The organism is Staphylococcus sp. GDY8P67P (genome assembly GCF_017892545.1).
Classification (GTDB): Bacteria; Bacillota; Bacilli; order Staphylococcales; family Staphylococcaceae; genus Staphylococcus; species Staphylococcus ureilyticus.
This window is the reverse complement of sequence record NZ_JAESLH010000004.1, coordinates 272890-299551: the sequence shown is the minus strand read 5'-3', so window position 1 is coordinate 299551 and position 26662 is coordinate 272890. Positions and strand designations below refer to the sequence as shown.

The following is a 26662-nucleotide window of genomic DNA, read 5'->3' as shown; positions in this document are numbered from 1 at the left end:
TTTCAATCATGTATAAAAAATGAATTTTTCATATAAACAATTTAAATCGTATACAAATATTTTTCGTTGATTTTAATAAGCTGTATTTTCGGTTTTACTTATTTATATCTTAAAACGAAAATAAATGAAAATAAATTTGCGTTATTAGAAAAAATATAATAATATAATGATAATATTTGAAAGCGTTTACAAAAGTGATTGCAAAAATTGCAAGAAAATATTTAAATTAATCTTAATATCAACGATTGATTTATAAGGGGTGCGTAATATGAGTGATAAATTAACTAAAATGGGAATGCCTTCAACGTTATTTTGGGGATATGTTGGTGTATTAATATTTATGATGGGAGACGGTTTAGAGCTAGCATGGATTAGTCCTTATTTACATGATCATGGTCTATCCGTGCAACAAACTGCGATTTTGACCACTTGCTATGGTGTAACGATAGCTATTGGTTCTTGGTTATCAGGTGTCTTGGTAGAAATTATCGGTCCAAGAAAAGTGATGCTGTTAGGAACAGGGTTATATATCATCGGTCATGCAATATTTGTTGGTTTGGCAATCCCAACGATGAACTATAATATCATGATTCCGTCATATGCAATAAGAGGGTTTGGCTACCCTTTGTTTGCTTATTCTTTTTTGGTTTGGGTTGCTTATCGTTCTCCGCAAAAGCGTTTAGGTGCTGCAGTAGGATGGTTTTGGTTTGTGTTTACAGGAGGGCTTAGTGTCCTAGGATCATTTTATTCTTCTTTTGCGATTCAACTATTTGGACACTTCTTTACATTGTGGACAGCGATTATTTGGGTGTTAATAGGAACATTTTTAGCAGTATTTGTAAATAGAGACCAGTTTATGATTGAAGAAAAAGGGCACGGATTTAAAGAACACTTTAGTGAGGTACTTGCAGGTATAACGATACTAAAAAGGGAACCGCGTGTGGCAGTGGCCTGTGTTGTTAGAATCATAAACCAGGCGGCACAATATGCTTTTCCATTATTTCTGCCGATTTATTTAGCTTCCAAAGGTATTGCTACTACAACTTGGTTAAATATTTGGGGAACAATTTTTATTGCTAATATTATATTCAATCTAATATTTGGTGCGTTGAGCGATAAAATTGGCTGGAAAAATACGATTTCTTATATTGGTGGTGTTGGATGTGCGATATTTACGTTAGGACTATATTTTGTGCCAGAGTTATTTACAGGTAATGTTTTTATTGTGGGTACGGTAGGATTTCTATGGGGGATGTGTTTAGCAGGCTTTGTCCCTATTTCTGCACTTGTCCCTTCTTTAGTTCATGATGGTGATAAAGGACCAGCAATGGCAATATTAAATTTAGGCGCTGGTCTTTGTGTATTTGCAGGACCAGGGTTAGTGGCATTGTTTTATGATAGTATTGGTGTTAAAGGCATGATGTACTTAATATTTGGATTATATGTTGCTAGTGCAATTATGACACGTTTCTTAAAGACACCTGAGGAAAGGGAACGTAGAAAGTCTAAAAATTTTGCATCATACAGTAAATAATCTATTATAGTAGCTATAAAAAAGTTAGGATATGGCTTAATGGATGATTTTTTAATAGCTTCAGCTAACGATTAATAAATAATAGTAAACGGGCGAACAGTTTCAAAATGAGGGGTTTTGATATTGTTTGCCCGTTTTTGTATTCATTTTAAGGGATGATTATGCAATGATTTTGAGATGACGTGGGATAAATATAATTATTTTTCTTGGAAACCACCTGAAACAAAATGAGCAGCAATTTGCTTAATAGTGGCAAATAGTAAATCTAACATGTATGTTCACCTCCATGAGCTAGTGGTTACATGTTCAATTTACTATATATTATTAAAATATTGTGTAGGAAAGCACAACTTAGTTAAATCATTGCCACGGTGTTTATTGTCAGACATCTTACTTGCTTGACTGTTGCAAATAAGATCGTGATTGTATGGAAATATACATTTAGCGTAGGTTATACTTCAAAACTAGTAAAATAATTAAACGATTTAAAAATATACAATAAATAGTATATTTATACTTGAAAATAACTCTATTTAAGTTTAATATGTATATAAATCTTATAAATATATTGGAGTGATGAAATTGGGGCGTACACAACAGATTTAAAAAAACTAGCATTGTTAAAAGGTAAGAGCTTTTTGAAAACGAGTGACTTTACTGCAGATGAACTAGTCACTTTGATTGACTTTACCGGAGAATTAAAAGAAAAGAAAAAGCGAGGCATTCCTCACCCTTATCTTAAAGGTAAGAATATTGCTTTATTATTTGAAAAACCATCTACAAGAACACGTTCAGCATTCAGTGTAGCAGCAAACGATTTAGGTGCCTTTCCAGATTATTTTGGTCAAGGTGAAATTCATCTAGGTGTCAAAGAATCGACAGAAGATACAGCAAAAGTATTAGGGAGTATGTATGATGGTATTGAATTTAGAGGTTTTTATCAAAAAGATGTGGAAAGTATAGCGCAACATGCCGAAGTTCCAGTATGGAATGGTTTAACAAACGAATGGCATCCTACTCAAATGATTGCAGATTTTTATACTTTAAAAGAACACCTAGGCACATTACAAGGCAAAACATTGACTTATGTTGGTGATGCAAGAAATAACGTAGCACATGATTTATTGGTTACCGGCGCAATATTAGGTATGAATATTCATATTGCAGCCCCTCAATCGCTACAGCCTGATCAAGATATTCAGCAACTTGCTAAAAATTATGCAACACAATCGCACAGTAATATTTTAATCACAGATAATATTCAACAAGCAGTTTATAAAGCAGATGCAATATATACAGATGTCTGGTTTTCAATGGGAGAAGATGAATCAGTTCAAACACAACGTATTGAAAAATTACTTCCATATCAAATTAATGAAGCTATGCTTGTCAATACAATGAATCCAGATGTTATTGTATTACATTGTTTGCCCGCCTTCCATGATGTGCATACAAAGGTGGGACAACAAATCTATAAGACTCATGGTTTAACTGAAATGGAGATAACAGATGATGTATTTAAAGGTGAACATGCTGTTATATTTGAGCAAGCGGAAAATAGATTACATTCAATTAAAGCAATTATGGCAGGAACATTAGGGGATATTTTTTAACACATATCTTAATTGAATAAATAAAGAAACTCACAAAGTAACGTGCTTTGTGAGTTTTTTTCATTAAAAAAGAAGACATATATCACCATTATGAAAAAGTTTTTCATAATGGTATTTTATATTGATTAATATTTTCTTTGATTGTATATTTATGATAATTAGGAGGTTAATGACTATGAGTAAATTGTTTGAAAAGGCACAACAATTTGGTAAATCATTTATGTTACCTATCGCTATATTACCGGCAGCTGGATTGTTGTTGGGAATCGGTGGCGCATTAAGTAATCCAAATACAATCAAAGCATATCCCGTGTTGGATATTAACTTATTGCAAAATATATTTGTTCTTATGTCATCAGCTGGTAATATTGTATTTCAAAATTTACCAGTAATTTTTGCCATAGGTGTTGCAATTGGATTAGCTAGAAGTGATAAAGGTACTGCAGGATTAGCAGCAATGTTAGGATTCCTTATTATGAATGCTTCGATGAATGGATTGCTAATCATTACAGATACGTTAGCAAAAGGCAATTTAGCAGAAGAAGGACAAAGTATGGTTCTAGGAATTCAAACAGTAGAAACGGGCGTGTTTGGTGGGATTATCACAGGAGTTATGACGGCGCTTTTACATAATAAATATCACAAGATTTCTCTTCCATCATATTTAGGATTTTTTGGAGGATCTCGTTTTGTTCCAATTATTACAGCAATCTCTGCAATCATACTCGGGGTTATCATGTTCTTTATTTGGCCAACAGTACAGGGGTGGATATTTGGTGTAGGAGGTATCGTAGATAAAACTGGTGTCATTGGTACTTTTTTCTTTGGATTTATATTAAGGCTATTGGGGCCATTTGGTTTACATCACATTTTCTATTTACCGTTTTGGCAAACTGCATTAGGTGGCTCGTTAGAAGTTAAGGGTCATCTTGTTCAAGGCACTCAAAATATTTTCTTTGCTCAACTTGGTGATCCAGACGTAACGAAATACTATTCAGGTGTTTCGCGTTATATGTCAGGTCGTTTTATTACAATGATGTTTGGACTATGTGGTGCAGCTTTAGCAATTTATCATACTGCGAAACCGCAACATAAAAAAGTCGTGGGTGGGCTAATGCTATCTGCAGCATTAACTTCATTTTTAACAGGTATTACAGAGCCGTTAGAGTTCAGTTTTTTATTTGTTGCACCAATTTTATATGTGATACATGCATTTTTAGATGGTTTAGCGTTTATGATGGCAGACGTATTTAATATTACGATAGGTCAAACATTCAGTGGTGGCTTTATAGACTTTTTATTATTCGGCGTTTTGCAAGGTAATGCTAAGACGAACTTTTTATGGGTAATACCGATTGGCATCGTTTGGTTTATTTTATATTATATTATTTTCAGATTTTTAATTAACAAATTCAACTTTAAAACACCTGGTAGAGAAGCGGAAACAACTACAGAAACTGTTGAAACGACAGAACGTGCTAAAACAATTATCGAGGGTTTAGGTGGTAAAGAAAATATAGAAATTGTCGATTGTTGTGCTACAAGGCTAAGAGTGACATTAAAGTCAGACGCTCCAGTCAATAAGCAACTGCTGAATTCTACCGAAGCTAGAGGTATCATCCAAAAAGGTAATGGTGTACAAATTGTTTATGGACCACATGTCACAACGATAAAAAATGAAGTAGAAGAGTTACTAGACAGTGAACAAGCGTAATTTATAAAATATTCAATTTATCATTAAACAGAGGTAATATACAGAAATTAGAAAGTGATTGGTGAGTATATGTATATTTTAAATTTAGAGAATAGACAACTTGCAAGTCAATATGTTGCGACTGAACTGTTAAAGCAAATAAAAATGAAACCGGATTCAGTATTGGGTCTTGCTACAGGAAATACTATGACAGATGTTTACAAGTATTTAAAAACATTGATTAATCATAATCATTTGCAACTAGATCAAATAGTGACATTTAATTTGGATGAATATGTGGGTTTAAGCGCAGACAATGAACAAAGTTATCACGCATATATGTATCGACAGTTATTTAAACATCATCAAACGTGGCATAAAGAAAATATATTTATACCACAAGGAGATACCAATAATTTAGAACAAGAATGCTTAATGTATGAACAATATTTAAAAGATAAAGGACCTACAGATATACAAATTTTAGGTATAGGTGAAAACGGCCATATAGGATTTAATGAGCCTGGTTCGTCGTTTGAAAGTATTACAAGAGTTGTAGATTTATCTTCTTCAACGATGAAAGCAAATAGTCGTTATTTTGATTCAATAGACGATGTTCCTAAGCAAGCAATTTCTATGGGACTGGCATCTATTATGCGTGCGAAACGTATTATTTTGTTAGCGATGGGTAGAAATAAAAAAGAAGTCGTCTCACAATTAATAGAGGGAGAAATTTCCGAAACGTTACCTGCATCTATATTACATCAACATCCTCATGTTGAAGTAATTGTAGATAATGAAATATTCGACACATTAGATCAAGATAAAGTTCAGCGATTAGAAAGGCATTTGTCATAAAGATATTTGAATACGTTGTATTTTGGCGAGACGCTTGAGGTAACAGGACAAGCTGAAGACTATAGGATGAAGTCGTCCCTTAAGAAAGCGAACCAACAATACGAAGTATTGAATAAAAAGGAAGCACTCAGATGAATTGAATTAAATCATCTGAGTGCTTCCTTTTTAGGATTTATGTCCCAGACGCATTATTTCTGTCATTATAAAAATAATATAAAACTTTATCATTGAATGACAACTAGGAAACATTAATTGTAAAAATTAAGTATTGTAATAACACTTAGGCACAAAAACATACAAATTAGGAAATATTTACAACAATATTAATATTTATTATTATAATTTAGTTAAAGGTAATCAACCTTTAACAAATCATATATTGAGAAATGAGGTGTGTTAAATGTCTGATTTCGTAAACGCAATCAGTGAAGCTGTAAAAGCAGGTTTAAGTGCTGACTGGGTAACAATGGGAACTAGCATTGCTGACGCATTAGCTAAAGGCGCTGACTTCATCTTAGGTTTCTTTAACTAATAAATAATGTAAGAGGCTGAGACAAATTGAATTGTCTCAGCCTTTTATTATTCAATGCTAGCTATAGATTACAATATCATTTAAAGTTATTTGGATTTATGTAGTCATTTTTAAAAAACTATAATACTAAGCCAACGATTGATGCTGAAATAATTGAAGCAAGTGTTGAACCTAGTAGCAAGCGTAGGGCAAACGAAGCCACCTTATTGCCTTGTACATCACTAAATCCTTTGATAGCACCAACGATAATGCCTACAGTACCAAAATTAGCAAAACTAACGAGATATACAGAAATGATACCTTGTGTACGTAGTGTTAAATCTCCAGCTAATTTTTGATAGTCTAACATAGCAACAAATTCGTTAGTGATTAATTTAGTTGCCATGAGTGATCCAGCTTGAACTGCTTCGTTCCAAGGTACACCTATGATGAAAGCAATCGGTGCAAAAATAAAACCGATTAATTGTTTGAAATCTAAACCGACAAAATTAAATAATACTGTGACTGCTTCCATCAAAGAGATGAATGCAAGGAGCATAATGGCGACACTTACGGCAATTTTAAAGCCGTCCGTAGCACTATCGCCAATCATTTGGAAAAATGGAACATTTTTCGACTTTGTTTCATCACTATTTGAATTGCTTTTAGCTGTGGATGAATTGGAAATTTCCACGTCACTATCATCTGATTGATATGGATTGATGACACTTGCGATAATTAAAGCACTGAAAATATTGAGCATAACGGCAGTAACTACATATTTAGGTTCGATCATTTGCATATAAGAACCTAACATAGCCATACTAACAGCACTCATACCAGAAGTAGTAATCGTATATAATTTCTCTTTAGATAATTTAGGAATCATTTCTTTAATAGTTAAATAAACTTCTGGCTGTCCTAACATAGAAGTTGAGATAGCAAAGTAACTTTCGAGACGACCCATACGTGTGATTTTATTGATAATAATACCAACATATTTAATGATAAACGGAAGAATTTTAAAATAGTTTAACACACCGATTAATACAGAGATAAATACTAAAGGTAGTAAAACGGTAATAAAAAACGTTGAAGCACCTTTGTTTTGTAAACCACCAAAAACAAACTCGATACCAGCTTTACTAATATTGATTAATTCTTCAAAAAATGAACCTAATGTGGTTAATATCGTTAAACCAATAGTCGTATTCATCATGAATACTACAATGATGATTTGAACGATTAACATAATGACTGGTTTTTTGAAATCAATCGCCTTTCTGTTATAGCTAAATAAAAAAGCGATGAATAATGCAAAAAATATACCAGTAACGGCAAATATGATTGACATAAGTATCACCTACAATGTATTGAAAGCAACTGCAATTTTTGCGCCAAGTACCGCATTGTTCTCAACTAGTTTGATATTTGTATTTAAACTCTTGCCTTCAGATTTTTCGACAATTTTACCAAGTAAAAATGGCGTAGAATCTTTTCCATTAATACCTTGCGTTTCTGCTTCTTTAACTGCTTCTTCAATAATACCGTCAATATATGATTTAGGTAATTCATGTTCTTTAGGAACTGGGTTAGCGATAACAACGCCACCTTCAATATTCAAATCATTTTTAACTTTACAAATATGTGCGATATCATCTGGAGTTTCAGAAAAACTGTTTAGTTTAATACCGCTTTGTCGTGTGAAAAATGCTGGTAATTCATCTGTTTGGTAACCTATTACGGGTACGCCTTTTGTTTCAAGATATTCCATTGTTTTTGGTAAGTCTAGTATAGATTTAGCGCCAGCACATATTACTGTTACATTTGTTTTACCTAACTCTTCTAAGTCCGCTGAGATATCCATTGTGTTTTCGGCACCTTTATGTACACCACCAATACCACCAGTTACAAAGAATTGAATTTCTGCTAATTCTGCACTCATCATTGTTGATGCAACTGTAGTTGCACCAATCTGTTTAGTAGCGATTACTTCTGCAAAATCACGACGTGAAACTTTTGCGACATTATCACTTTTAGCGAGTAATTCTAGTTCATCATTTTCCAGTCCAATTTTGATTTTTCCATCAATTAATGCAATGGTTGCTGGAATTGCACCATAATCACGTATGATATTTTCAACAGCCGTAGCCATTTGCACATTTTGTGGGTAAGGCATACCATGTGAAATGATTGTTGATTCTAGTGCTACGATGGGTTTTTTATCTGCTTTAGCTTGTGCTACTTCTTTAGAAAATTCAATATATTGCTTCATTTTTATAGTCCTCCAAATCTCTAAATAATTGTTTCTTATCTAAGTTTTGCCTCACGGTGTATTCAGTTTCAATTGTTTTTCGAGCATTCATCATGCCTGTTGTCAGTATGCTTTCAGTGTCTAGTTCATTTAACCAACTAAAAATGACTGCACTAGAGAAAGCATCACCAGCTCCTGTTACGTCTACGACATGTTGTGAAGGTATCACAGGTTTAATTACTTCTTCGTTACTATTTCTAAAAATAAGTTCTTTTACACCATTTGTAATCACAACATTTGAAACGCCTAACTTATTCCATTTTTGTGCAGCTATACGCAAATCATCAGTGTTTTGTATAGTCATATTTAAATAAGTTTCGGTTTCATCTCTATTAATAATAAGCCAATCGATAGCATGTAATGAATCAGGCATGTTTTTCATTTTTGGAGATGAAACGGGAATAACTATTAATTTAATGCTATGCTTTTCTGAATAAGCACATAAAAAATCCATTGCACTTTTTGAAATGTTGAGGTCTGCGATGATACATTTTGCTTTTATTAATAAATGTGTACGTTTAATTAAAAATTCTGGAGTAATATAATCATAGACCTCCATATCTGCTAAACCGTATTCCATATTACCGTCGTTATTGATTAATGCTGTATAGGAACCAGTGTTTGCGTTTTCTATTTGTTGAACGTGGTCTAAGTTCATGAATGGGGTTGATAATTTATAAATCATATCCCATTCGCTGTCATTACCACTCACAGATAAAAATGCAACTGTTTCGCCCATACGCCCTAAATTCTCTGCTATATTGCGTGCAACCCCACCTATAGATCTCGTTGAAGTAACAGGATTAGACGTTTCTAATTGTAAATCGTTATGAACATAAAATTTTCTGTCTAAGTTCGCAGCACCAATGCAGACAATTGGATAATCTTCATTTAAAACATACGCTTTCCCTAAAACATATTCTTTGCGGATAAGTCCAGATATAATATTTGCAACTGCTGGCCGAGATAATCCAATAGACTGTGCTAATTCTTGTTGTGAAATGAATGGATTTTCTTGAATACGCTTTAAAACTTCCTGTTCATTTTTATTCATATGGCAACCTCCTTTATGCAAAATTAAACTTAAGTTTACAAATTAAACATTTGTTTAAGTTGATAAGATAATAGCACGAATATTCTGAAATGTATACGCTTACATAAAATAGTTCGTAAAATTGTAAAATCTATATATTCACGAAACAGAAATTTATATATGCTATATGTCGCTAAAAATCAAGGGTTTTATGGCGTTTGATCATTTGTGGAATTTATTAAAATGCTTTGTATGAAAAAATTTTAAATTAATATTTGAAGTTCAATAAGTTAATGTTTAAATTTTTGAAAATATAATTCAAAATATTAATGAAATAGAAAAGAAGTGTAGTTGTTTTTCAAGTAGGCATATATCCAATAATTTTGTAACAACGAAACAGCTAGGAAAATAAACGAGTACTCACTTATATAAACATATCAGACAGTAGGTAAGCTTAAATAAAAAAACTGCCGACAAGGTGCGTCCTTAGTCGACAGTTATTATTTAGCGAATACAATCTATATCTCGTATTTTTAAAAGCATATATTTATTTTTTTGCGTTAACTTTCAACATCTTCATTATTTGTTTGTTCATCTTTACTAAACAACGAAGAAAATTTCGATTTTATATCATCTAGTTTGCTATTTACTTTATCTAATTCTTCTTGCATTTTATCAGTATTACCATTATCTTTTTCGTTTTTTGCCTGTTTTAAATCATCTACTGTAGTTTGGTATTTATCAGCTAACTTATTTGTTTTATTAGAATCAGCTTCTTGTTTTAGGCTATTAATTTTATCTTGTAATGCTTGTAATTTAGAATCTGTTGCTTCATTAGAATTTGAAATATCTGACTTTAACGATTGAATATCATCTTTGACTTGATTGTTCTGACGTTCGAAATTGACATTATCACCTTGCGTATCATTCGATTGATTTTGATTGGCAGTGGATTGTTCACTTGTTTCATTACCAGTTTGTTGATTATCATTGTTATTATTCATAAAAGTACTAACTGCAAAAATGACAATGATGACTAATAAAGCCACCATACCTAAACCAAGCCAAAATTGTTTGCGCTTTGATTTTTTATTTTCTTCTAATAACTGCAACTCTCGTTCACGATCTCGCTGATTGTAGCTTGTTTCAGACTTGTAATCATTGTACTTATGGTCATTATAAGATTCACTGTTTTTCACAGTACGACGATAAGGATTGTATAAGATCTTTCCGTAGATATCTTGTTGTTGTTGGTCATTCACAGTGTGAATATTTAAATCAGTATTAACGTTTCCATATTTGTCTAGCGCAATAATTTTTCCATCATCTTCAATTTTTAAAATTTTAGGATAATCATTGAAAGAGTTGTTGTTAGTCATTTTTTCACCTTCAATTGTATTTAGATATTAAGTGCTTACTTTTAAATTACCCAACTCTGGTAGTATAAACATTGCTTGTTTTAATAATCTTAAGTATATATTACTAACTTCTCATTAATAAAACATCATCATTTAGACTGAACTAATGTATTTGGTGTAATGTTAGTTTGCTTTAACAAAGATAAAAATAAAAGGGGCGGGACAGAAATCTTTTTTAAAATATCAGATTTCTATCTCACTCCCTTGTATAGTGTGTTTAAGTATTAATGCAATGTTATTGACTTTTACAAGTAGCATGTTGTATTTACTACTTGTAGTTTATTAGTATCCTGAATCTACTTCTTCACCGTCTTCGTCATATTCAGTTACGTAACCATCCTCATCAATTTTATAAGAACCTGCTAGGTCTCCGTCTTTATCTGTGAAAGAGAATCCCCAACCGTCTCCAGTTTTTTCTGGTTCTTTATAAGTATAATTATCTGTATCCAAAGTCCTACCTTCATAAGATTCGACTTTATCAATAACATTATCACGCGTTACTTTTTCGTCAGAACTGGCGTTACTACTATCGTCGTCATCAGAATCTGCTTCTTTTTCGATCATTTTGTCTTCATAATCGCTTATTGCATCATCGTCAAATGATAAAGATACGTCTATTTCATCTTCATCATCTTTAGGACTAGAAACATTTTCTACACTTGATTTGAATTGTTTGCCTTCAACTTCAGTTGTAGCATAGACTTCGATTTTTTCATCTGGTGCATAAGGACCGTAAGTGACAGATTCATATTCGTCAAAATCTGATTGTTCATCCCCATTAATATAAAGTTTAAGAGAATCAGAATCTGCATAAGTTGAATCAATACTAACTGTAAAACGTTTTTGTTTGAATTGTAAATCTGCACTGTTACTTTCAGACATATCGATATGAATAACGCCGTCGAATTTTTTATTATCAACCTTTTGTGTTGCTTTTAAATCATATATGCCAACTGGAAAATCATCGAGTGTCTTCGTCTTACCTTGTTTTAATTTAACTTGGGTTGTTTTGTCATTAAGTTTGTAAGATAGCGTTGTGTCTTCTTCTGAGGTAATCGAAACAGGCTCCTTACTAACATTAAAAATGTAATTTTTGAATATGCCCCATTTTTTTCCATCTTCGGTAATATTAATTAAAGCAGTGTCACCAACAGTGACAGCATGTTCATTTGATTTATTTTCTTTAATATTTTTTGCACTACTTTGAAGTTCATCAGCAACACGATCTATGCTATCAGTTTCGTCAATATATTTATAAATAGCTTTAGCTTCATCTTTAGAAATAGCTTCACCATTTGCTTTTAAATGGTTGGCTAGGCGATCTGTATCTTTGTTTTTTAAATCTTTAGAAATGGTTTCTGCCTGTTTTGTAGGTGATAGTTGCGCGTCAATTATTTTATAAGTAACAAACAAAGCAATAATAATGACTAATATCACTGCAATAATGATAAATATAGGTAATTTTGATTTACGATTAGGTGGTTGATGCGTTGTTCGTTGTTGAACAGGCGTACCACATTGAGTACAAACGCGTTGACCAGGCTTGATTTCAGCACCACAATTACTACAATACTTCATTTGAAATATCCTCCTTAATAACCTGTATTAAAAAATGAACTTAAATCACTTAATGTATTAGAAACAGTACTTTCCACTATAATACGTAAAATGATTCCTAAAATGATGATATAGATAAATATAGAATAAATGACAGGCATACGTATAAGTTGATTGTGGCTGTATTTCGTAATTAAATATATTGGTGCAATGAGTGTAAATAATATAGCAATAATGATAAGGAATACTGCAAAACTTGGAACATGAATTGCTAAAAATAATAAACCAAACAAAAGTGTAATAACAGAAAGGGTGTTGACTAAAACGAAATCTGAAAATACTTTATGTAACGTCGAATTAATATTTAATATTTTTATTAGTGCAAAAGTGATACCAAATAGTACTGTAATTGCTATTAATAAGAAAAGTGAAATGTTAAACACAACGCTTGCTTTACTTGTCATGAAATATGCAACTTCTGCAGGTATCAATATCGTTAGTAATATAATGGATAAAAGTAATCCTGCTACGATTAAACTGAAAAGTGTTTTGTAAGAAAAAAAGTGAGGACTCACAAGTTCTTTATCAGGATGTCTGAAAGCAGTTGAAAAGAACGTTTTAGCTTCATTGAAAATATCTGAAGTATGCTTTGAAAACTGCTCATTTTTATGATTAGACTGTGTTGAATCTTGTGTTGATATTTGTGTTGCATTAGATTCCGTTGAATTATGTTCGGATGCATGGTTCGGTTTGTTTTTAGTTTCGTTTGTTGTATTTGTTTGATGAGATAATTTTGTACCACACTCTCCACAAAATAAATCTGATGCTTCAATAGGATTTCCGCATTTTGGACACTGCATAAAGCTTCCCCCTTGTAATATGTATATTAAAATATAATATTATCACATTTATATTTGTGTTACACTACTATTTTGAAAATTAACTAAATTTAAATTCAAAAAAATGTAAATGCATATAGTAGTAGATTTTATTTAAAAAATAATAATAATAAGTAGAGGCTGTGTATAATGAAATATAGGGGGATTCAGTGACGTCGTTACGGAAGAAAGAACATCATTACTATATCATGTAGTTATAATAAATAGATGACAGCTAAAGTATATATTAAGGAGTGGAATACAAATGGTTAAGCGAATACTGAGTAACAATGCTTCAGAACTACTAGCAATGTCAGGTGAAGAATTAAAACAGAGCATTAAGGCGAGTGCTGGGCGTGTAGTTTTATCTGAAAATATAGTTACAGAAACGCCTGTCGTGCCAGATATTACCAATGCTGAAATAGCGCGTGCGTTTGGTGCTGATTTGATTTTATTAAATGGCTTTGATGCGTTTCATCCAAAAGTAAAAAATATAGATGAACACGAACAGGTTATAGAAACATTAAAACGACTCGTGGGTAGACCCATTGGTGTGAACTTAGAACCTGTTGATGACGGAACAAATATGTATGAGCAACACTTAGAAATTGCAGAAGGACGTCAAGCAAGTCCTGAAACGGTTCAAGTACTTGAAGCATTAGGGGTGGATTTTATATGTATGACTGGAAATCCTGCAACTGGTGTATCTAATAAGAAAATAGTTGAAGCAATCCAAAATACAAGAAATCATTTTTCAGGTTTGATTATCGCTGGGAAAATGCATAGTTCAGGTGTAGATGAGCCTGTGATTACCAGGGCATATGTAAAGCAATTTATTGAAGCGGGTGCTGATATTATACTAGTACCTGCTGTGGGTACAGTGCCAGGTTTCGATGAAGCGCAACTTAAAGACATTGTCAAAGAAGTTCATCGTGAAGGGGGACTTGTCATGTCAGCAATTGGTACGAGTCAAGAGAGCGCTGATCCGAGCACTATTAGAGATTTTGCCATTCGAAATAAAATATGTGGTGTGGATATTCAACACATTGGTGATGGGAGTTATTGTGGTTTAGCTCCTGTGGAAAATATATTTGAATTGAGTAAGGCGTTGCGTGGAGAGAGACACACGATATCGATGATTGCACGTTCCATAAATCGCTAATAAAAACGCCATGCATAAATCCATGGTTACAAATATTCATTGGCTTATTTTAGTTTGATTAAATACATTAAAAATTATAGGTATGGAGAAGAGGATGCAACACATTAATGTTGGATTCTCTTTTTAATATTTTATTGAAGTATTTATATAAAATTATAATTAAATAAATTATAATTTTAAAAAGTGATCGTTTATGATAGATGTGCAACTTTTCGGATTATGAGACGAAAGAGATTACACATCTAAAAATGAAAGTAAGCGGTTACAATATAAATATAAGGAGGTTGCTCATGTGTTAAGCAAGAGACAGCATCATATCTTAACATTCTTACTTGAACGTGAATCCTTTATAACTATTCATCACTTAGCTAACCAATTCAATGTTTCAGAAAGGACGATACAGTACGATTTAGAATATATAGAAAGTATGGCAAAACAATTGGATTTAACGATTTTTAGAAATAAAAATGCAGGTATAAAGATTGAATCTAAAAAACCTTTGGATGATATTGTTCCTCAATATATAGCGACTTCAATACATTATTCTAAAGAAGAAAGAATTCGATATATCATATTAAAGCTATTTGAATCTAATACACCAACATCTTCTAACACGTTGGCCGATATGGTTTCTGTGACACGTAGAACGATCGTTGAAGATCTGAAAAATGTACAGACTTGGTTATCTTCTTATAATTTGAATTTAAAATATATTAAAAACAAGGGATTTATCATACAAGGTGAAGAAACAGATTATCGAAAAGCATATGCGACACGTGTCCATGAATATTTTCAAAACCATACACATCAAATAGGGCATAAGCTATTTTCGAATAAAGCATTGGAAACGATTCGATTAACTGTAGTGTCAGTATTATTTGAAGCGGATTATCAGTTAGTCCAAAGTGCAATTGATGGTCTGATTTATCATATTTTAATTGCAATACACCGAACGAAAGAAAAGTTTGTTTTTGAAATACCAGATATGGAATATAACAAATTAGCGGAAACAGACCAATTTCGCGTGGCATTACTTATAAAGGCATCTTTGGAAGAAAAACTCGATATACAATTCCCTAAAAGCGAAGCAGGCTTTATTACATTACATTTGCTAGGGGCTAAAACTTCAGAGATGAATCAAAAAAACGAAACAATAGATGATTTAGAAATTCTAACCGAACAATTGATAGAACGCATGAGTGGTGACTTAGGCATAGATTTAATTAACGATACTAAATTATTAAATGGCTTAATTGTTCATTTAAGACCAGCAATTCACCGGTTGAAGTTCGATATGACGCATAATAATCCTCTGACAGATGAAATATTTCAACAGTACCATCACATCGTAGAAAGATTACGCAATCATATTTGGGGCGTGGAAGAGAATTATCGTATTTGCTTTGACAAAGATGAACTTGCATACATTACGTTACATTTTGCTTCAGCAATTGAACGTATTTCAGCAATTACTACAAATGCTCTAAAAGTAGTTTTACTGTGCGGCTCAGGCATCGGTACTTCACAATTATTGAGAAGTAGAATTCGACATATTTATCCTGAACTTGAAATTGTAGATGCTTATTCAATCTACGAAATTGATGAGACGTTATTAAAGCATGAAGGCGTTGACTATATCATATCAACGGTACCGTTTGAACATGCTTCAATACCTATACTCAATGTTTCTCCATTTTTAGATAAAAATGACCGTCAACAAATTAACACAATTATTAATAAATCAAGAGAACAATATGTGTATGATATCAAAGGACTAGGGCCTACTCTAAAAGAAGTCTTACCAAAAAATAGAATTTTAACACAACAACCTTCGCTTTGTAGAAATGATGCAATTAGGCAAAGTATTGAAACTTTGATTGATACTCAAATTGTTGATTGTATTTATGCCGATGAAATCATTGAACAATTAAATGCATTTGGACCATATATGGTTATCAGTCCGCACATTGCTTTAATTCATGCTAAACCAACACATGTTAAAGGGACAGTAGGTTTTAGTTTGACACACTATCAAAAAGGTGTTCGCTTTGGACATGAACAATATGATCCTGTATATATCATTGTGACGTTAGCAACCGCTCAGCCGCAAATTCATTTAAATGCATTGAGACAACTTAGTGAACTGATTATGAATGATAAAACTAGAAATATATTACTTTCAGGAAATATTGAAGCAATTATGCACTGCATAAATGAAGTGAGTCAACATTAAGGAGGGGAAAATGACTTTGGAAATTTTATCATCAGATAAAGTGCAAGTACTTGAACAGGTTAAAAGTTGGCGTGAAGCAATTAGTATAGCTGCAAATCCTTTGAAAGAACAAGGCTATTTTCAGCAAGATTACATTGATGACATGATTCATAGTGTAGAAAAATTAGGCCCTTATATAGTTATTGCTCCAGAAATAGCGATTGCACATGCTCGACCGAATAATAATGTAAAAAAGATAGGTCTAAGTTTGTTAAAACTAAATCAGCACATTAACTTTTCAGAAGAAGGGCACTATGCTTCATTGGTTTTTGTATTAAGTGCTATAGATAATGAAGGACACTTAGAAGTATTGAGAAATTTAGCTATAACTTTAGGCAATCAACAGACAGTAGAACATTTATTAAATGCACAAACATCAAGTGAAATTATAAATATATTTAAAGGAGAATGAGGACAATGAAAATTTTAGTAGTATGTGGTCACGGATTAGGAAGTAGTTTTATGGTTGAAATGAATGCACAAGAAGCACTTAAAAATTTAAATGCACCATCAGACATAAAGGTTGAACATAGTGATGTTATGAGCGCGAGCCCTGATATGGCAGATTTATTTATTTGTGGGAGAGATTTAGAAGAAAACACAAAAAATTTAGGTGATGTCATTGTGTTAGATAATATATTAGATAAAGAAGAATTACAGCAAAAACTAGATGAAAAATTAAAAGATTTAAACGTACTTTAATCATTAATAAGGAGGTGGGACGATGAAGCCAATTCTTGATTTTATCGTCGATATTTTGAGTCAACCTGCGATATTAGTTGCCCTAATCGCATTGATTGGATTAATTGTTCAGAAAAAGTCAGCAACTGATATTACTTCAGGTACGATAAAAACAATTTTAGGATTTTTAGTCTTAAGTGCGGGTGCTAATGTAGTAACGCAATCATTAGAACCATTTGGTAAAATTTTCCAACATGCATTTGGTGTGCAGGGGGTTGTGCCTAATAATGAAGCGATCATATCAATTGCACTGGAACAATATGGTACGACTGCAGCGTTAATCATGGTGTTTGGCATGCTAGTGAATATCATTATTGCACGTATAACTAATTTGAAATATATTTTCTTAACTGGCCACCATACATTTTATATGGCCGCATTTTTAGCGATATTATTGTCAGTTGGTCATGTGACAGGTACGTTAACAGTGATTATTGGGGCGATTATTTTAGGTTTGATTATGGCAATATTACCAGCTTTAGCACAGCCTACAATGAAAAAGATCACTGGAAACGATCAAGTTGCTTTGGGTCATTTTGGTACATTGAGTTATTGGGCTGCTGGAGAAATTGGGAAATTATTTAAAAGTAAATCAAAATCGACTGAAGATATCAATTTTCCTAAAGGGTTAAGTTTTTTAAGAGAAAGTACGATCAGTATTTCTTTAACAATGACATTGCTTTATTTTGTAGCATCATTGTTTGCTACACCTACTTTCGTACATTCAGAAATCAGCGATGGGCAAAACTTTATTGTATTTTCACTTATTCAGGGCGTTACATTTGCAGCAGGTGTATTTATTATTTTAACTGGGGTTCGCTTAATTCTTGCAGAAATAGTGCCTGCATTTAAAGGTATATCTGAAAAATTGGTTCCCAATACGAAACCTGCGTTAGACTGTCCGATAGTCTTCCCTTATGCACAAAATGCAGTGTTAATCGGTTTCTTTGTCAGCTTTATTGTAGGTGTGATTGGGATGTTCATTTTATTCTTATTCGGTGGTGTCGTGATACTTCCAGGTGTGGTTGCACACTTCTTCTTGGGCGCTACGGCAGGTGTCTTTGGTAATGCACGCGGAGGTATTAGAGGTGCGGTAGCTGGCTCAGCTTTAAATGGCTTATTAATCACGTTCCTACCATTATTATTCTTGCCATTTTTAGGGGATTTAGGTGGTGCTGCTACTACGTTCTCAGATACAGATTTCTTAGTAGTGGGTGTCGTGCTTGGTAATGTAGCAAAATATTTGGGCATCATTGGTATTGTTGGCTTAATTGTTGTTGTCGCTGTAGTGTCAATTTTATTACAAAAACGTTCGAACCAAAAAGCGATGAAAGAACAGTAATCATAAAAATCCTAGGCTATGTAAAATCATAAACCTAGGATTTTGTGTTGTTTTATTCTTTATAGTAAACAAGTTGTGTTGTCGTAGCTAATAACGATCCATCAGCACTCCAAATTTCGCCGGTTTGGTCATAAAAACCGTTATTAAAATTTTGTGCCCGTGTATGTCCTAATACATGATGATTATTGTGTTTTTCTAATGTTTCCGTGTCAGAATGAAAGTAAACAGTAAGAGAAACTGTACCTATTGGAACAACTTTTTCACGACGGACATATATTCTTGGGAAAAAGGCGTCACACATTGAAGCAAGTGATAAATAATCTAGTGGTCTATTTGGCTTGTCTTTCATCCATTGTAATGTAACTGAATCTGCATGATTTGATTTTGTGTAAGCTCTAGGTGCACCTTTTACTATTTTAATATCATAATGATTTACCCAGGGTGGGACTTCAGTTAATGATAAACTGTCTACACGTTCTGCATCTGGCACTTCTGGCTTGATTAATTCGGTTGAAGACCATGTATCTCTTTTCTTTGCGGTAACTGCAGTCGCTGTGATAACTATTTCATGATGTTGGCACAGTTCAACATACCAATGTTGTGTAGAACGATTGGTTCTTGTAGGATTTGCCTTAATAATAAATGAGCCGTCTTTGACAGGTGCTGCGTAATTAACAGTAAATGAAACTGGGCTACCAAGAAAGTCAGGATGTTCTATAATTGCTCGTAATAATGTTGATGCAATCACACCACCAAAAGGGCCAACCATATTGGCATAATCGTCAGAAGTATGTCCATGATAAACGCCAATTTCTTGTTGTTTTAGGCTTGTTGCGATATCAAAAGGGTGTGCGTACGTATTTAAGCTCATTGATCTGCCTCCTTATAATTTTTAGCTAAGTTTTAAGAAGATTTTATTGAAGCATTTCTTTATAAACTTTGTGATTTTGATATGAAGCATAAAGCAATGGTGCGTTTAGTTGATGTTCTTCGGCTAAATTCAGTAAATAGCCTTGTAAGTGATCGGCTTCGATATTTAAGCCTTTTTCCATATCACGTTGCATTGATGTTTTGAAATGATATGAGAGCTTAGTAAGTCCTTTCATATACTGATCAACTATTGTATCGTCAATGGGCACTTGGTGACTTCTCATAATGGATGAAACTTCTTCATATAATGATTTGATAAAATCAGTGCCACCTTCACTATCACGTATTGGCCCGATTGGTGCATGCATCATCGTAGTTACACTTGATAATACTGTAATCATTAGATATTTTTGCCACATACCACGCATGATATCTGAAGTTAATATAAATTCAGATTTTGTATTAGCGAAAGTATCTTCTATTAATTTAGCTCTATCACTATTCGTACCATTTAATTCTCCAAAGAAAAGTTTATCGAAATCACTAGTTTGTACGACTTCACCAGTGGCATTCAATGAGGTTTCAATGATGCAATATCCACCCATGACTTTATTTTCACCAAAAACAGCTTGTAATTTTTGAATATGTGCAACACCGTTCAACAATGGGATAATCACTGTGTGGTCCCCAACAAATGGTTTCAAGTCATCGATTGCTTGCTCAAGGTGATAGGATTTTGAAGATAGTAAAATTACATCAAATGGTTCTGCTTTGTCTTCTTTAGTAATCAATTGAGGGGTAAAACTATAATCACCGTTCTCACTATGGATGACTAAGCCGTTCCTTTCCAAATAAGATTTCCTTTTCGGTCTTACTAAAAAAGTGACATTTTTATGATTTTCTACTAAACGACCACCAAAATAGCCTCCAATTCCACCTGCTCCTAAGACTAAAATACGCATCTTAAACACTCCTTAATCTATGTAATGATTCATATTGTTATATATATATACCACTAAAAGTTCAAAGTTACGCATTGGAAATGAACAGAAAATTTAAAGGCATGCTCATTGCATAATATACAATAAATTTTAAATATCAAAGAACATCCTTCATATTTGAGAAATGAGACTTAATAATCTAAGCCAAAATATAAAAACATTAAATTTTTGATGATTATGTAATGGATTGGCCGAGTAGTTGCAAAAGCAAGTGATATATAACGTAATTCATTGTTTATTGTTAAATTACGCTGTGGGTATATTTAATAAATGAAGCATGGAGTGAAAGTGGTGATTACTATATAGCAATTATTTGAAATGTAGAACCATGCTCATATCATTATTTTGATATTTATAATGAACATGACCTTTAAGATGTTACATAAGCTTTTGAAGGTCACGTGTATTATCATCTTTGAAAGTAGTATAAAATTTAGACAAGAAAAATAAAAATGATTATAAAATGTGAATCATGAAGGAGGATGATTATGACGAAAGTATTTGTAACTGGTGCTACAGGTCTTATTGGCACGAAACTGACAAAGCGTTTACTTGAAGAAGGCTATGAAGTAGCTGGATTAACAACATCTAAAAAGGGTGAGGAGAAACTAGTTAATGCAGGTATTCAAGCATATATCGGTAATATTTTAGAATACGAAACGATAGAACGCAGTATTGGTGATTTCAAACCAGACATTATCATGAATGAAATTACTGATTTAAAGCAGGTTGATATGTCAGCTAACACAAAAGTTAGAATTGAAGGTACAAAAAATCTTGTTGATGCAGCAATTCAGCACGGCGTGGAACATATCCAATCACAAAGCATTGCTTTCGCATATGAAGGCGGTAATGGGTTGGCAACTGAGGATACGGCTTTAGATTACGAATCTAGTGGAGATCGTAAAATTACAGTAGATGGCGTTGATGGATTAGAAAAAGAAACAGCTCGAATAAAAAATTATGTTATTTTGCGTTATGGGTTATTATATGGTCCAGGTACTTGGTATGGTAAAGACGGCATGATTTATAATCAATTTATGAATAATGAAATTTCAATCACAGATGGTGTTCAATCATTTATTCATATAGATGATGCAATTGAAACAGCAATTCAGGCTTTAAACTTTGACTCGGGTATTTATAATGTAGCAGATGATGATCCTGTAAAAGGCAATGTTTGGGCTGACTGGTATGCAAACTTATTAAATGTAACACCCTACATTAATATAAAAGCTGCAGCACCCTATGAACGCGGTGTAAGTAATGAAAAGTTTAAAAGGCAAGGTGGTAAATTAACTTATAAAACATGGAAAGTTGGAATGAATCCAATAAACTAGATTTAGAAATTTATTAGAAAGTGGCATAAACATTGATGCGAGATATTATTAATGTATGTTTTTTATGTAAAAAAGCCTTAACAGCATTATCGTTAAGGCTTTCTTAGATTTTTAATTAATTACATAATATTCAATAAAGCATAGTATTATGGTGTATATTAGTGGAGATAAAAATGTCTTTGAAATCAAAATAATAATGTTATTTACAATTTATACATCTGAATGATAAAGCGAAACCGCCTATATTACCAATGGTGGACAATATGCCGTTATTGAGGATAGCTTTACATTGTGCATTATTTACGAATGTCAACACAGCACATCTAAAAGAACCCGAAGCTTACTCTAGTAAGTTTCGGGTTTAGTGTTTCAATGGCCCTACTTATGAAAATCTATAACAATCTTACCAAATGCACCTTTCATCTGATGCTCATATGCTTCTTTTGCTTGATCAAATGAATACACATTGTCAATTATTGGGTCAATATTTAGTTTATCTAAAGCTTTAGTAAAATCTTCAAAAGCTCTATGATGTCCTACATTAATACCTTGAATTTTGGCTTGTTTAGCAAGTAATGAAAATAAATTTACCTCTGCTTCCATATTTTCTAGAAAACCAATAACATAAATATTTCCTTGGAATGCTAAAGCTTCTATAGATTTTGCAATACTTGAGCCACCGACTACCTCGACAATATGTTCGACGCCTTTACCGTTTGTTAATTTTTGTACTTCTTTTTCCCAATCAGGGTGGGTTTTGTAGTTGATTACCTTAGAGGCACCCAGTTCTTTTGCTTTTTCTAGTTTCTCGTCACTACTACTTGTTGCAATAACCTCTGCACCTAATGCTGATGCAATTTGAATTGCAAATATAGACACGCCACCAGTACCTTGTACTAATACGCGATCGCCCGCTTTAATATTGCCATATTCAACTAAAGAGAACCAGACAACAAATGCTGCTACGGGTAATGTAGATGCCTGATTATCTGTATAAGTTTCAGGAGATAAAACAGTAGCACTTTCATTTAATACCATATATTCTGAAAGTCCGCCATTAACTGTAGCACCCAATGCATATAGTTGCTCATCACCTTTTGGCTTACCTTCTAACCAAGTTGTGAACATGTGAGATGTAACTCGATCCCCAATTTTAAACTTAGTAACATTAGAACCTATTTCTACAACTTCACCTGAAGCATCTGAGACAGGGACGAAGGGGAACTTGAGTAACTCTGGTGTATATACACCTTCGACAATAGCAGTGTCTCGATAATTAAGTGACACAGAATTTACTTTCACTAAAATTTGATTCTCATTAATTTTAGGTTTATCTACCTCGACTTGCTTTAAATTATCTAAACCGAAATTTTCTAAATGCCATGCTTTCACTATTAAAACTCCTTTTTAAAGTTATGATGGAAAATGAATCGTTATATCGCTAAATGACGATGTGTAAGAATAAAAAAGAACTAACTTATAGTTCTTTTTCAATCACTTTCCCTATATTTTTTATGGCTTTTTCATCCCTTTTATAATACGTCCATTTACCTAAACGTTTATAATTTACAAGGCCTGCTTTACTTAATATAGACAAGTGTTGTGATGCAGTAGATTGTGTCATGTCTAACTTTTCTTTAATTTGACTCACACAAACGCCTACATCTACTAAATCAATACCCTCTTGATAACCGAAATTACTTTTAGGATCTTTTAACCAATGCAAAATTTGTAATCTAGTAGGGCTTGCCAATGCTTTAAAAACTTCTAAATTTTCCATATCATTATATTACATCGTTATATTTCGATATGTCAATATATTATTACAATTTTCAACTCAATAATCGTTTTGATTGTATGAATGGTGAAACAGCTGAAACGCCGCATGCTATAGTTATATTTTACATTTCAGTATCTCTTGTATTTGAGAAAAGAATGATAAATTGGACCGATGATAGATTTTGATATTATGTAATGAAACAAGTGTAGTGTTTTAAGTTAATTTTAGATATAGTTTTCAGGTATAAGTATTAGTAATTCAACAATTTGGAAATGGTTTTTATTCGGTCGACTATTGTTGTTCAAATATAATACTAAGATGCTGAGGCAAATGATGAATTGCCTAGCATCTTGTAATCTTTTGAGTTCAAATATTATCTTAAATAACTAACTATTTTTATAATTAATATCATCATTTATAACTAATTTTAAAAAACGAGTAAACTGATAATACAATTATAAAGATACGTTATTCTTTAAGATTAGCTAAAGTTTTTGCAATATCTTCAGAGGCAAATAAGCCACGCAGTTTTGACCATTCATCTCTATTTACGAAATGAACATTATTATTTTTTACAGCATCAAGTTGGTCCCATTGATTACTGTTTTGTAATTTGTTTAAATCTTCATCATTATTTTCATCAATCATTATAATTAATCTTTCTGGATTAACCTCAACAAGCTGTTCATATGACATTTCTAAATAATTTGATTCTCTGTATGCAGGTAGTTTATCCGCAATGTTTTCACTAAGTGCATTATTGAAACCTAATTTACTTAGAAGTTCACCTACATACGTTTTGTTAGAATGTGCAGTTATACCTTGTTCAGAAACTACAGCCGCCAATGTTTCTTTGTTTTTATCTATATCAATTTGCTTGTTGAAATCATTGATTAATTCATTGTGTTTGTCTAAGCGCTCTTTAGCCTCTTTAGATTTATTAACTGCTGTACCAATACGTTGGAATATTTCTAAAGTTTCTTGATAGCCAGCATCAAAACTTCTAAATAAAATAGTAGGTGCAATCTCACTTAATTCATTATATATATCTTGATGACGATCAACATCTCCAATGATAAGTTGCGGAGAGGCAGAACGAATTGATTCAAAATCTGGATCAATACGAGTGCCAACAGATCTATATTTACCAACTGCTTCTTTAATTGGTGATATTAAATTTGTGCTATCATTATCATCAGCAATGCCTTTAACATCTATATTTAAAGCAACGAATGCATCAACAAAAGAAAATTCTAAAGCTACTGCTGAATGAATATCTTCTGGTAAATCAGTCGTTCCTAAATCATGTTTAAATTCAAAAGTCATTGTATTACCTCCTAATAGATAGTACAGTATTAATATTCCACTTAACTGTTATACAAAACGTAATAGAAATCTATATTTTCAAATGCCAACAATGATTATAAACGAATGTTTTATATTTTAGAAAACCCACACAATATTGGTGGTTTCATATACGGACATCATTATGTTTATTTGAAAATAGAAGTAAAACCATTATGTAAACTAACAAATTAAATAATTAAGATGTGAGTGCATTGCCGGTTCATAGTGTAAATATATTCGTTTCACATGGAACAATTTTATTAACATTAGATTAATCAATAATTAATTAGAATTTTCTAAAATTTATTGACTATACATGAGTGGAATGCTAGGATTAATACAACTCAAATACATAGGATTGACTCTTATTTAGAGAGGTGGAGGGATGTGCCCGATGAAACCCGGCAACCATCGTTAAACGAAATGGTGCTAATTCACAGAAAGTAATCTTGATTACTTTCAAAGATAAGAGAAGGTGGATACTTTCTCTTTATTACAATAAGAGAAAGTATTTTTTTACATAATGAGTGAATTTTATTTTCAGACAAGGTTAAGGAGAGATGTTATGAAAAAGTTGATTAGTTTAACAATTTTAGTATGTTTTGCTGCAATACTCGTAGCTTGTGGTTCGTCCAAAGATAAAGAAAATAAAAAAATCACGATTGCTACATCACCAGCACCTCATGGCGAAGTTTTAAAACATGCGAAAGATGAAATGAAGAAAAAGGGGTATGATTTAGAAATCAAAGTTGTTAATGACTACAAAGTACCTAATAAACTTTTAGACAAAGGTGATGTTGATGCAAACTTCTTTCAACATGTACCTTATTTAAAGGCTGAAAGAGATGACCATAATTATAATATTGAGGAAGTAGGAAAAGTATTTACGACACCAATGGGCGTATACAGTAAAAAATATAAAGACATCAAAGACATTCCTAAAGGCTCTACAATCTACGTTTCCAATAATCCAGCTGAAGAAGGGCGTTTCTTATCATTTTTCGTAGATAAAGGATTAATAAAAATTAAAAAAGGTGTCAAAATTGAAGATGCCAAATTTGAAGATATCGTGGAAAATAAAAAGAATCTCAAATTTAACAATAAGCAGGGTGCAGAATTTTTACCTAAAACATATAAAAGTAAAGAAGGCGCAGCTGTCATCATGAATTCTAATTATGCGATAGATAATGGTTTGACGCCACACAAAGATGCTATTGCAATAGAAGGTAAATCATCACCATTTGCTAACATTATTGCAGTTCAAAAAGGCCATAAAGATGATGAAAAGTATCAAACTCTATTAAAAGTTTTACAATCTGAAGATATGAAAAAGTTCATAAAAAAAGAATATAATGAAGATGTTATACCGTATGAAAAATAAAAACATTAATTTATGAT

Annotated in this window: 23 protein-coding genes and 1 riboswitch; of the genes, 12 read left to right on the top strand and 11 right to left on the bottom strand. The window is 32.5% G+C overall.

Annotated elements, in window-relative coordinates; all coding sequences use genetic code 11:
* Positions 1 to 268 precede the first annotated feature (268 nt).
* The 5 genes from KA833_RS01455 to KA833_RS01435 all read left to right on the top strand — a co-directional run bounded on the left by KA833_RS01455 (position 269) and on the right by KA833_RS01435 (position 6230).
* Positions 269 to 1534 (top strand): MFS transporter, encoded by a 1266-nt coding sequence (locus KA833_RS01455; RefSeq protein ID WP_046206649.1) that lies wholly within the window; start codon positions 269 to 271, stop codon positions 1532 to 1534.
* Positions 1535 to 2115: 581 nt separating this feature from the next.
* Complete coding sequence (argF, locus tag KA833_RS01450; protein ID WP_164987244.1) at positions 2116 to 3147, top strand: ornithine carbamoyltransferase; 1032 nt, start codon at positions 2116 to 2118, stop codon at positions 3145 to 3147.
* A gap of 175 nt (positions 3148 to 3322) precedes the next feature.
* Entirely contained in the window at positions 3323 to 4861 is a 1539-nt protein-coding gene (locus KA833_RS01445; RefSeq protein WP_070037191.1) for a PTS transporter subunit EIIC, read from the top strand.
* A 69-nt stretch (positions 4862 to 4930) separates the two neighbouring features.
* A complete protein-coding gene (nagB, locus tag KA833_RS01440; protein WP_210128129.1) occupies positions 4931 to 5698 on the top strand; it encodes a glucosamine-6-phosphate deaminase in 768 nt (255 codons plus the stop codon).
* A 400-nt stretch (positions 5699 to 6098) separates the two neighbouring features.
* Positions 6099 to 6230 (top strand): beta-class phenol-soluble modulin, encoded by a 132-nt coding sequence (locus KA833_RS01435; RefSeq protein WP_019469020.1) that lies wholly within the window; start codon positions 6099 to 6101, stop codon positions 6228 to 6230.
* A 118-nt stretch (positions 6231 to 6348) separates the two neighbouring features.
* Here the strand turns inward: KA833_RS01435 and KA833_RS01430 are convergent, their stop codons facing one another.
* The 6 genes from KA833_RS01430 to KA833_RS01405 all read right to left on the bottom strand — a co-directional run bounded on the left by KA833_RS01430 (position 6349) and on the right by KA833_RS01405 (position 13391).
* On the bottom strand, positions 6349 to 7563 hold the full coding sequence (locus KA833_RS01430) for a NupC/NupG family nucleoside CNT transporter (protein ID WP_046206653.1): 1215 nt from the start codon (positions 7561 to 7563) through the stop codon (positions 6349 to 6351).
* 9 nt (positions 7564 to 7572) lie between these two features.
* Positions 7573 to 8484, bottom strand: coding sequence for a pseudouridine-5'-phosphate glycosidase (locus KA833_RS01425; protein ID WP_046206654.1), 912 nt, complete (start codon positions 8482 to 8484; stop codon positions 7573 to 7575).
* Positions 8468 to 9577: a carbohydrate kinase gene (locus KA833_RS01420; protein ID WP_046206655.1), complete on the bottom strand. Its 1110-nt coding sequence runs from the start codon at positions 9575 to 9577 to the stop codon at positions 8468 to 8470. The genes KA833_RS01425 and KA833_RS01420 overlap by 17 nt, the downstream gene beginning before the upstream one ends.
* Positions 9578 to 10116: 539 nt before the next feature.
* Positions 10117 to 10935, bottom strand: coding sequence for a hypothetical protein (locus KA833_RS01415; RefSeq protein ID WP_192946017.1), 819 nt, complete (start codon positions 10933 to 10935; stop codon positions 10117 to 10119).
* 321 nt (positions 10936 to 11256) lie between these two features.
* Positions 11257 to 12552, bottom strand: a complete 1296-nt coding sequence (locus KA833_RS01410) for a TcaA second domain-containing protein (RefSeq protein ID WP_046206657.1) — start codon at positions 12550 to 12552, stop codon at positions 11257 to 11259.
* A 14-nt stretch (positions 12553 to 12566) separates the two neighbouring features.
* A complete protein-coding gene (locus KA833_RS01405) occupies positions 12567 to 13391 on the bottom strand; it encodes a zinc ribbon domain-containing protein (protein ID WP_046206658.1) in 825 nt (274 codons plus the stop codon).
* 283 nt (positions 13392 to 13674) lie between these two features.
* On the opposite strand from KA833_RS01405, the gene KA833_RS01400 reads away from it, so the two are divergent.
* From KA833_RS01400 to KA833_RS01380, 5 genes are all read left to right on the top strand, one after another.
* Positions 13675 to 14571, top strand: a complete 897-nt coding sequence (locus KA833_RS01400) for a DUF7916 family protein (RefSeq protein ID WP_046206659.1) — start codon at positions 13675 to 13677, stop codon at positions 14569 to 14571.
* A 292-nt stretch (positions 14572 to 14863) separates the two neighbouring features.
* Positions 14864 to 16804: a BglG family transcription antiterminator gene (locus tag KA833_RS01395; RefSeq protein ID WP_046206660.1), complete on the top strand. Its 1941-nt coding sequence runs from the start codon at positions 14864 to 14866 to the stop codon at positions 16802 to 16804.
* A gap of 10 nt (positions 16805 to 16814) precedes the next feature.
* Positions 16815 to 17255: a PTS sugar transporter subunit IIA gene (locus KA833_RS01390; protein WP_046206661.1), complete on the top strand. Its 441-nt coding sequence runs from the start codon at positions 16815 to 16817 to the stop codon at positions 17253 to 17255.
* A gap of 5 nt (positions 17256 to 17260) precedes the next feature.
* Positions 17261 to 17545, top strand: coding sequence for a PTS sugar transporter subunit IIB (locus KA833_RS01385; RefSeq protein ID WP_046206662.1), 285 nt, complete (start codon positions 17261 to 17263; stop codon positions 17543 to 17545).
* 22 nt (positions 17546 to 17567) lie between these two features.
* Complete coding sequence (locus tag KA833_RS01380) at positions 17568 to 18926, top strand: PTS ascorbate transporter subunit IIC (protein ID WP_046206663.1); 1359 nt, start codon at positions 17568 to 17570, stop codon at positions 18924 to 18926.
* Between the two features lie 52 nt (positions 18927 to 18978).
* Here KA833_RS01380 and KA833_RS01375 read toward each other — a convergent pair whose 3' ends face one another.
* Complete coding sequence (locus KA833_RS01375; RefSeq protein ID WP_046206664.1) at positions 18979 to 19797, bottom strand: acyl-CoA thioesterase; 819 nt, start codon at positions 19795 to 19797, stop codon at positions 18979 to 18981.
* Between the two features lie 43 nt (positions 19798 to 19840).
* Complete coding sequence (panE, locus tag KA833_RS01370) at positions 19841 to 20758, bottom strand: 2-dehydropantoate 2-reductase (protein ID WP_046206665.1); 918 nt, start codon at positions 20756 to 20758, stop codon at positions 19841 to 19843.
* Between the two features lie 527 nt (positions 20759 to 21285).
* Between panE and KA833_RS01365 the strand changes: the two genes are divergently transcribed.
* The gene (locus tag KA833_RS01365) at positions 21286 to 22137 is read left to right on the top strand and encodes an NAD-dependent epimerase/dehydratase family protein (RefSeq protein WP_046206666.1); all 852 of its coding nucleotides are present in this window, start codon (positions 21286 to 21288) and stop codon (positions 22135 to 22137) included.
* A gap of 378 nt (positions 22138 to 22515) precedes the next feature.
* Here the strand turns inward: KA833_RS01365 and KA833_RS01360 are convergent, their stop codons facing one another.
* From KA833_RS01360 to KA833_RS01350, 3 genes are all read right to left on the bottom strand, one after another.
* Positions 22516 to 23529 (bottom strand): zinc-dependent alcohol dehydrogenase family protein, encoded by a 1014-nt coding sequence (locus tag KA833_RS01360; protein ID WP_046206667.1) that lies wholly within the window; start codon positions 23527 to 23529, stop codon positions 22516 to 22518.
* A gap of 85 nt (positions 23530 to 23614) precedes the next feature.
* Entirely contained in the window at positions 23615 to 23917 is a 303-nt protein-coding gene (locus KA833_RS01355) for an ArsR/SmtB family transcription factor (protein WP_046206668.1), read from the bottom strand.
* A gap of 468 nt (positions 23918 to 24385) precedes the next feature.
* Positions 24386 to 25243 carry an ABC transporter substrate-binding protein gene (locus KA833_RS01350; protein ID WP_046206669.1) on the bottom strand — a complete coding sequence of 286 codons (858 nt, stop codon included), beginning with the start codon at positions 25241 to 25243 and terminating at the stop codon, positions 24386 to 24388.
* A gap of 383 nt (positions 25244 to 25626) precedes the next feature.
* Positions 25627 to 25736: riboswitch (SAM riboswitch) on the top strand.
* A 93-nt stretch (positions 25737 to 25829) separates the two neighbouring features.
* Here KA833_RS01350 and KA833_RS01345 point away from each other — a divergent pair.
* Positions 25830 to 26645 (top strand): MetQ/NlpA family ABC transporter substrate-binding protein, encoded by an 816-nt coding sequence (locus KA833_RS01345; protein ID WP_064209198.1) that lies wholly within the window; start codon positions 25830 to 25832, stop codon positions 26643 to 26645.
* Positions 26646 to 26662: the final 17 nt, after the last annotated feature.

What these genes read in the sequence shown, in the direction of transcription:
- KA833_RS01455 (WP_046206649.1), top strand. Translation starts at nt 269, where the DNA reads ATGAGTGATAAATTAACTAAAATGGGAATGCCTTCAACGTTATTTTGG.
- KA833_RS01445 (WP_070037191.1), top strand. Translation starts at nt 3,323, where the DNA reads ATGAGTAAATTGTTTGAAAAGGCACAACAATTTGGTAAATCATTTATG.
- nagB (WP_210128129.1), top strand. Translation starts at nt 4,931, where the DNA reads ATGTATATTTTAAATTTAGAGAATAGACAACTTGCAAGTCAATATGTT.
- KA833_RS01435 (WP_019469020.1), top strand. Translation starts at nt 6,099, where the DNA reads ATGTCTGATTTCGTAAACGCAATCAGTGAAGCTGTAAAAGCAGGTTTA.
- KA833_RS01430 (WP_046206653.1), bottom strand. Translation starts at nt 7,563, where the DNA reads ATGTCAATCATATTTGCCGTTACTGGTATATTTTTTGCATTATTCATC.
- KA833_RS01425 (WP_046206654.1), bottom strand. Translation starts at nt 8,484, where the DNA reads ATGAAGCAATATATTGAATTTTCTAAAGAAGTAGCACAAGCTAAAGCA.
- KA833_RS01420 (WP_046206655.1), bottom strand. Translation starts at nt 9,577, where the DNA reads ATGAATAAAAATGAACAGGAAGTTTTAAAGCGTATTCAAGAAAATCCA.
- KA833_RS01415 (WP_192946017.1), bottom strand. Translation starts at nt 10,935, where the DNA reads ATGACTAACAACAACTCTTTCAATGATTATCCTAAAATTTTAAAAATT.
- KA833_RS01410 (WP_046206657.1), bottom strand. Translation starts at nt 12,552, where the DNA reads ATGAAGTATTGTAGTAATTGTGGTGCTGAAATCAAGCCTGGTCAACGC.
- KA833_RS01405 (WP_046206658.1), bottom strand. Translation starts at nt 13,391, where the DNA reads ATGCAGTGTCCAAAATGCGGAAATCCTATTGAAGCATCAGATTTATTT.
- KA833_RS01400 (WP_046206659.1), top strand. Translation starts at nt 13,675, where the DNA reads ATGGTTAAGCGAATACTGAGTAACAATGCTTCAGAACTACTAGCAATG.
- KA833_RS01390 (WP_046206661.1), top strand. Translation starts at nt 16,815, where the DNA reads ATGACTTTGGAAATTTTATCATCAGATAAAGTGCAAGTACTTGAACAG.
- KA833_RS01385 (WP_046206662.1), top strand. Translation starts at nt 17,261, where the DNA reads ATGAAAATTTTAGTAGTATGTGGTCACGGATTAGGAAGTAGTTTTATG.
- KA833_RS01380 (WP_046206663.1), top strand. Translation starts at nt 17,568, where the DNA reads ATGAAGCCAATTCTTGATTTTATCGTCGATATTTTGAGTCAACCTGCG.
- KA833_RS01375 (WP_046206664.1), bottom strand. Translation starts at nt 19,797, where the DNA reads ATGAGCTTAAATACGTACGCACACCCTTTTGATATCGCAACAAGCCTA.
- panE (WP_046206665.1), bottom strand. Translation starts at nt 20,758, where the DNA reads ATGCGTATTTTAGTCTTAGGAGCAGGTGGAATTGGAGGCTATTTTGGT.
- KA833_RS01365 (WP_046206666.1), top strand. Translation starts at nt 21,286, where the DNA reads ATGACGAAAGTATTTGTAACTGGTGCTACAGGTCTTATTGGCACGAAA.
- KA833_RS01355 (WP_046206668.1), bottom strand. Translation starts at nt 23,917, where the DNA reads ATGGAAAATTTAGAAGTTTTTAAAGCATTGGCAAGCCCTACTAGATTA.
- KA833_RS01350 (WP_046206669.1), bottom strand. Translation starts at nt 25,243, where the DNA reads ATGACTTTTGAATTTAAACATGATTTAGGAACGACTGATTTACCAGAA.
- KA833_RS01345 (WP_064209198.1), top strand. Translation starts at nt 25,830, where the DNA reads ATGAAAAAGTTGATTAGTTTAACAATTTTAGTATGTTTTGCTGCAATA.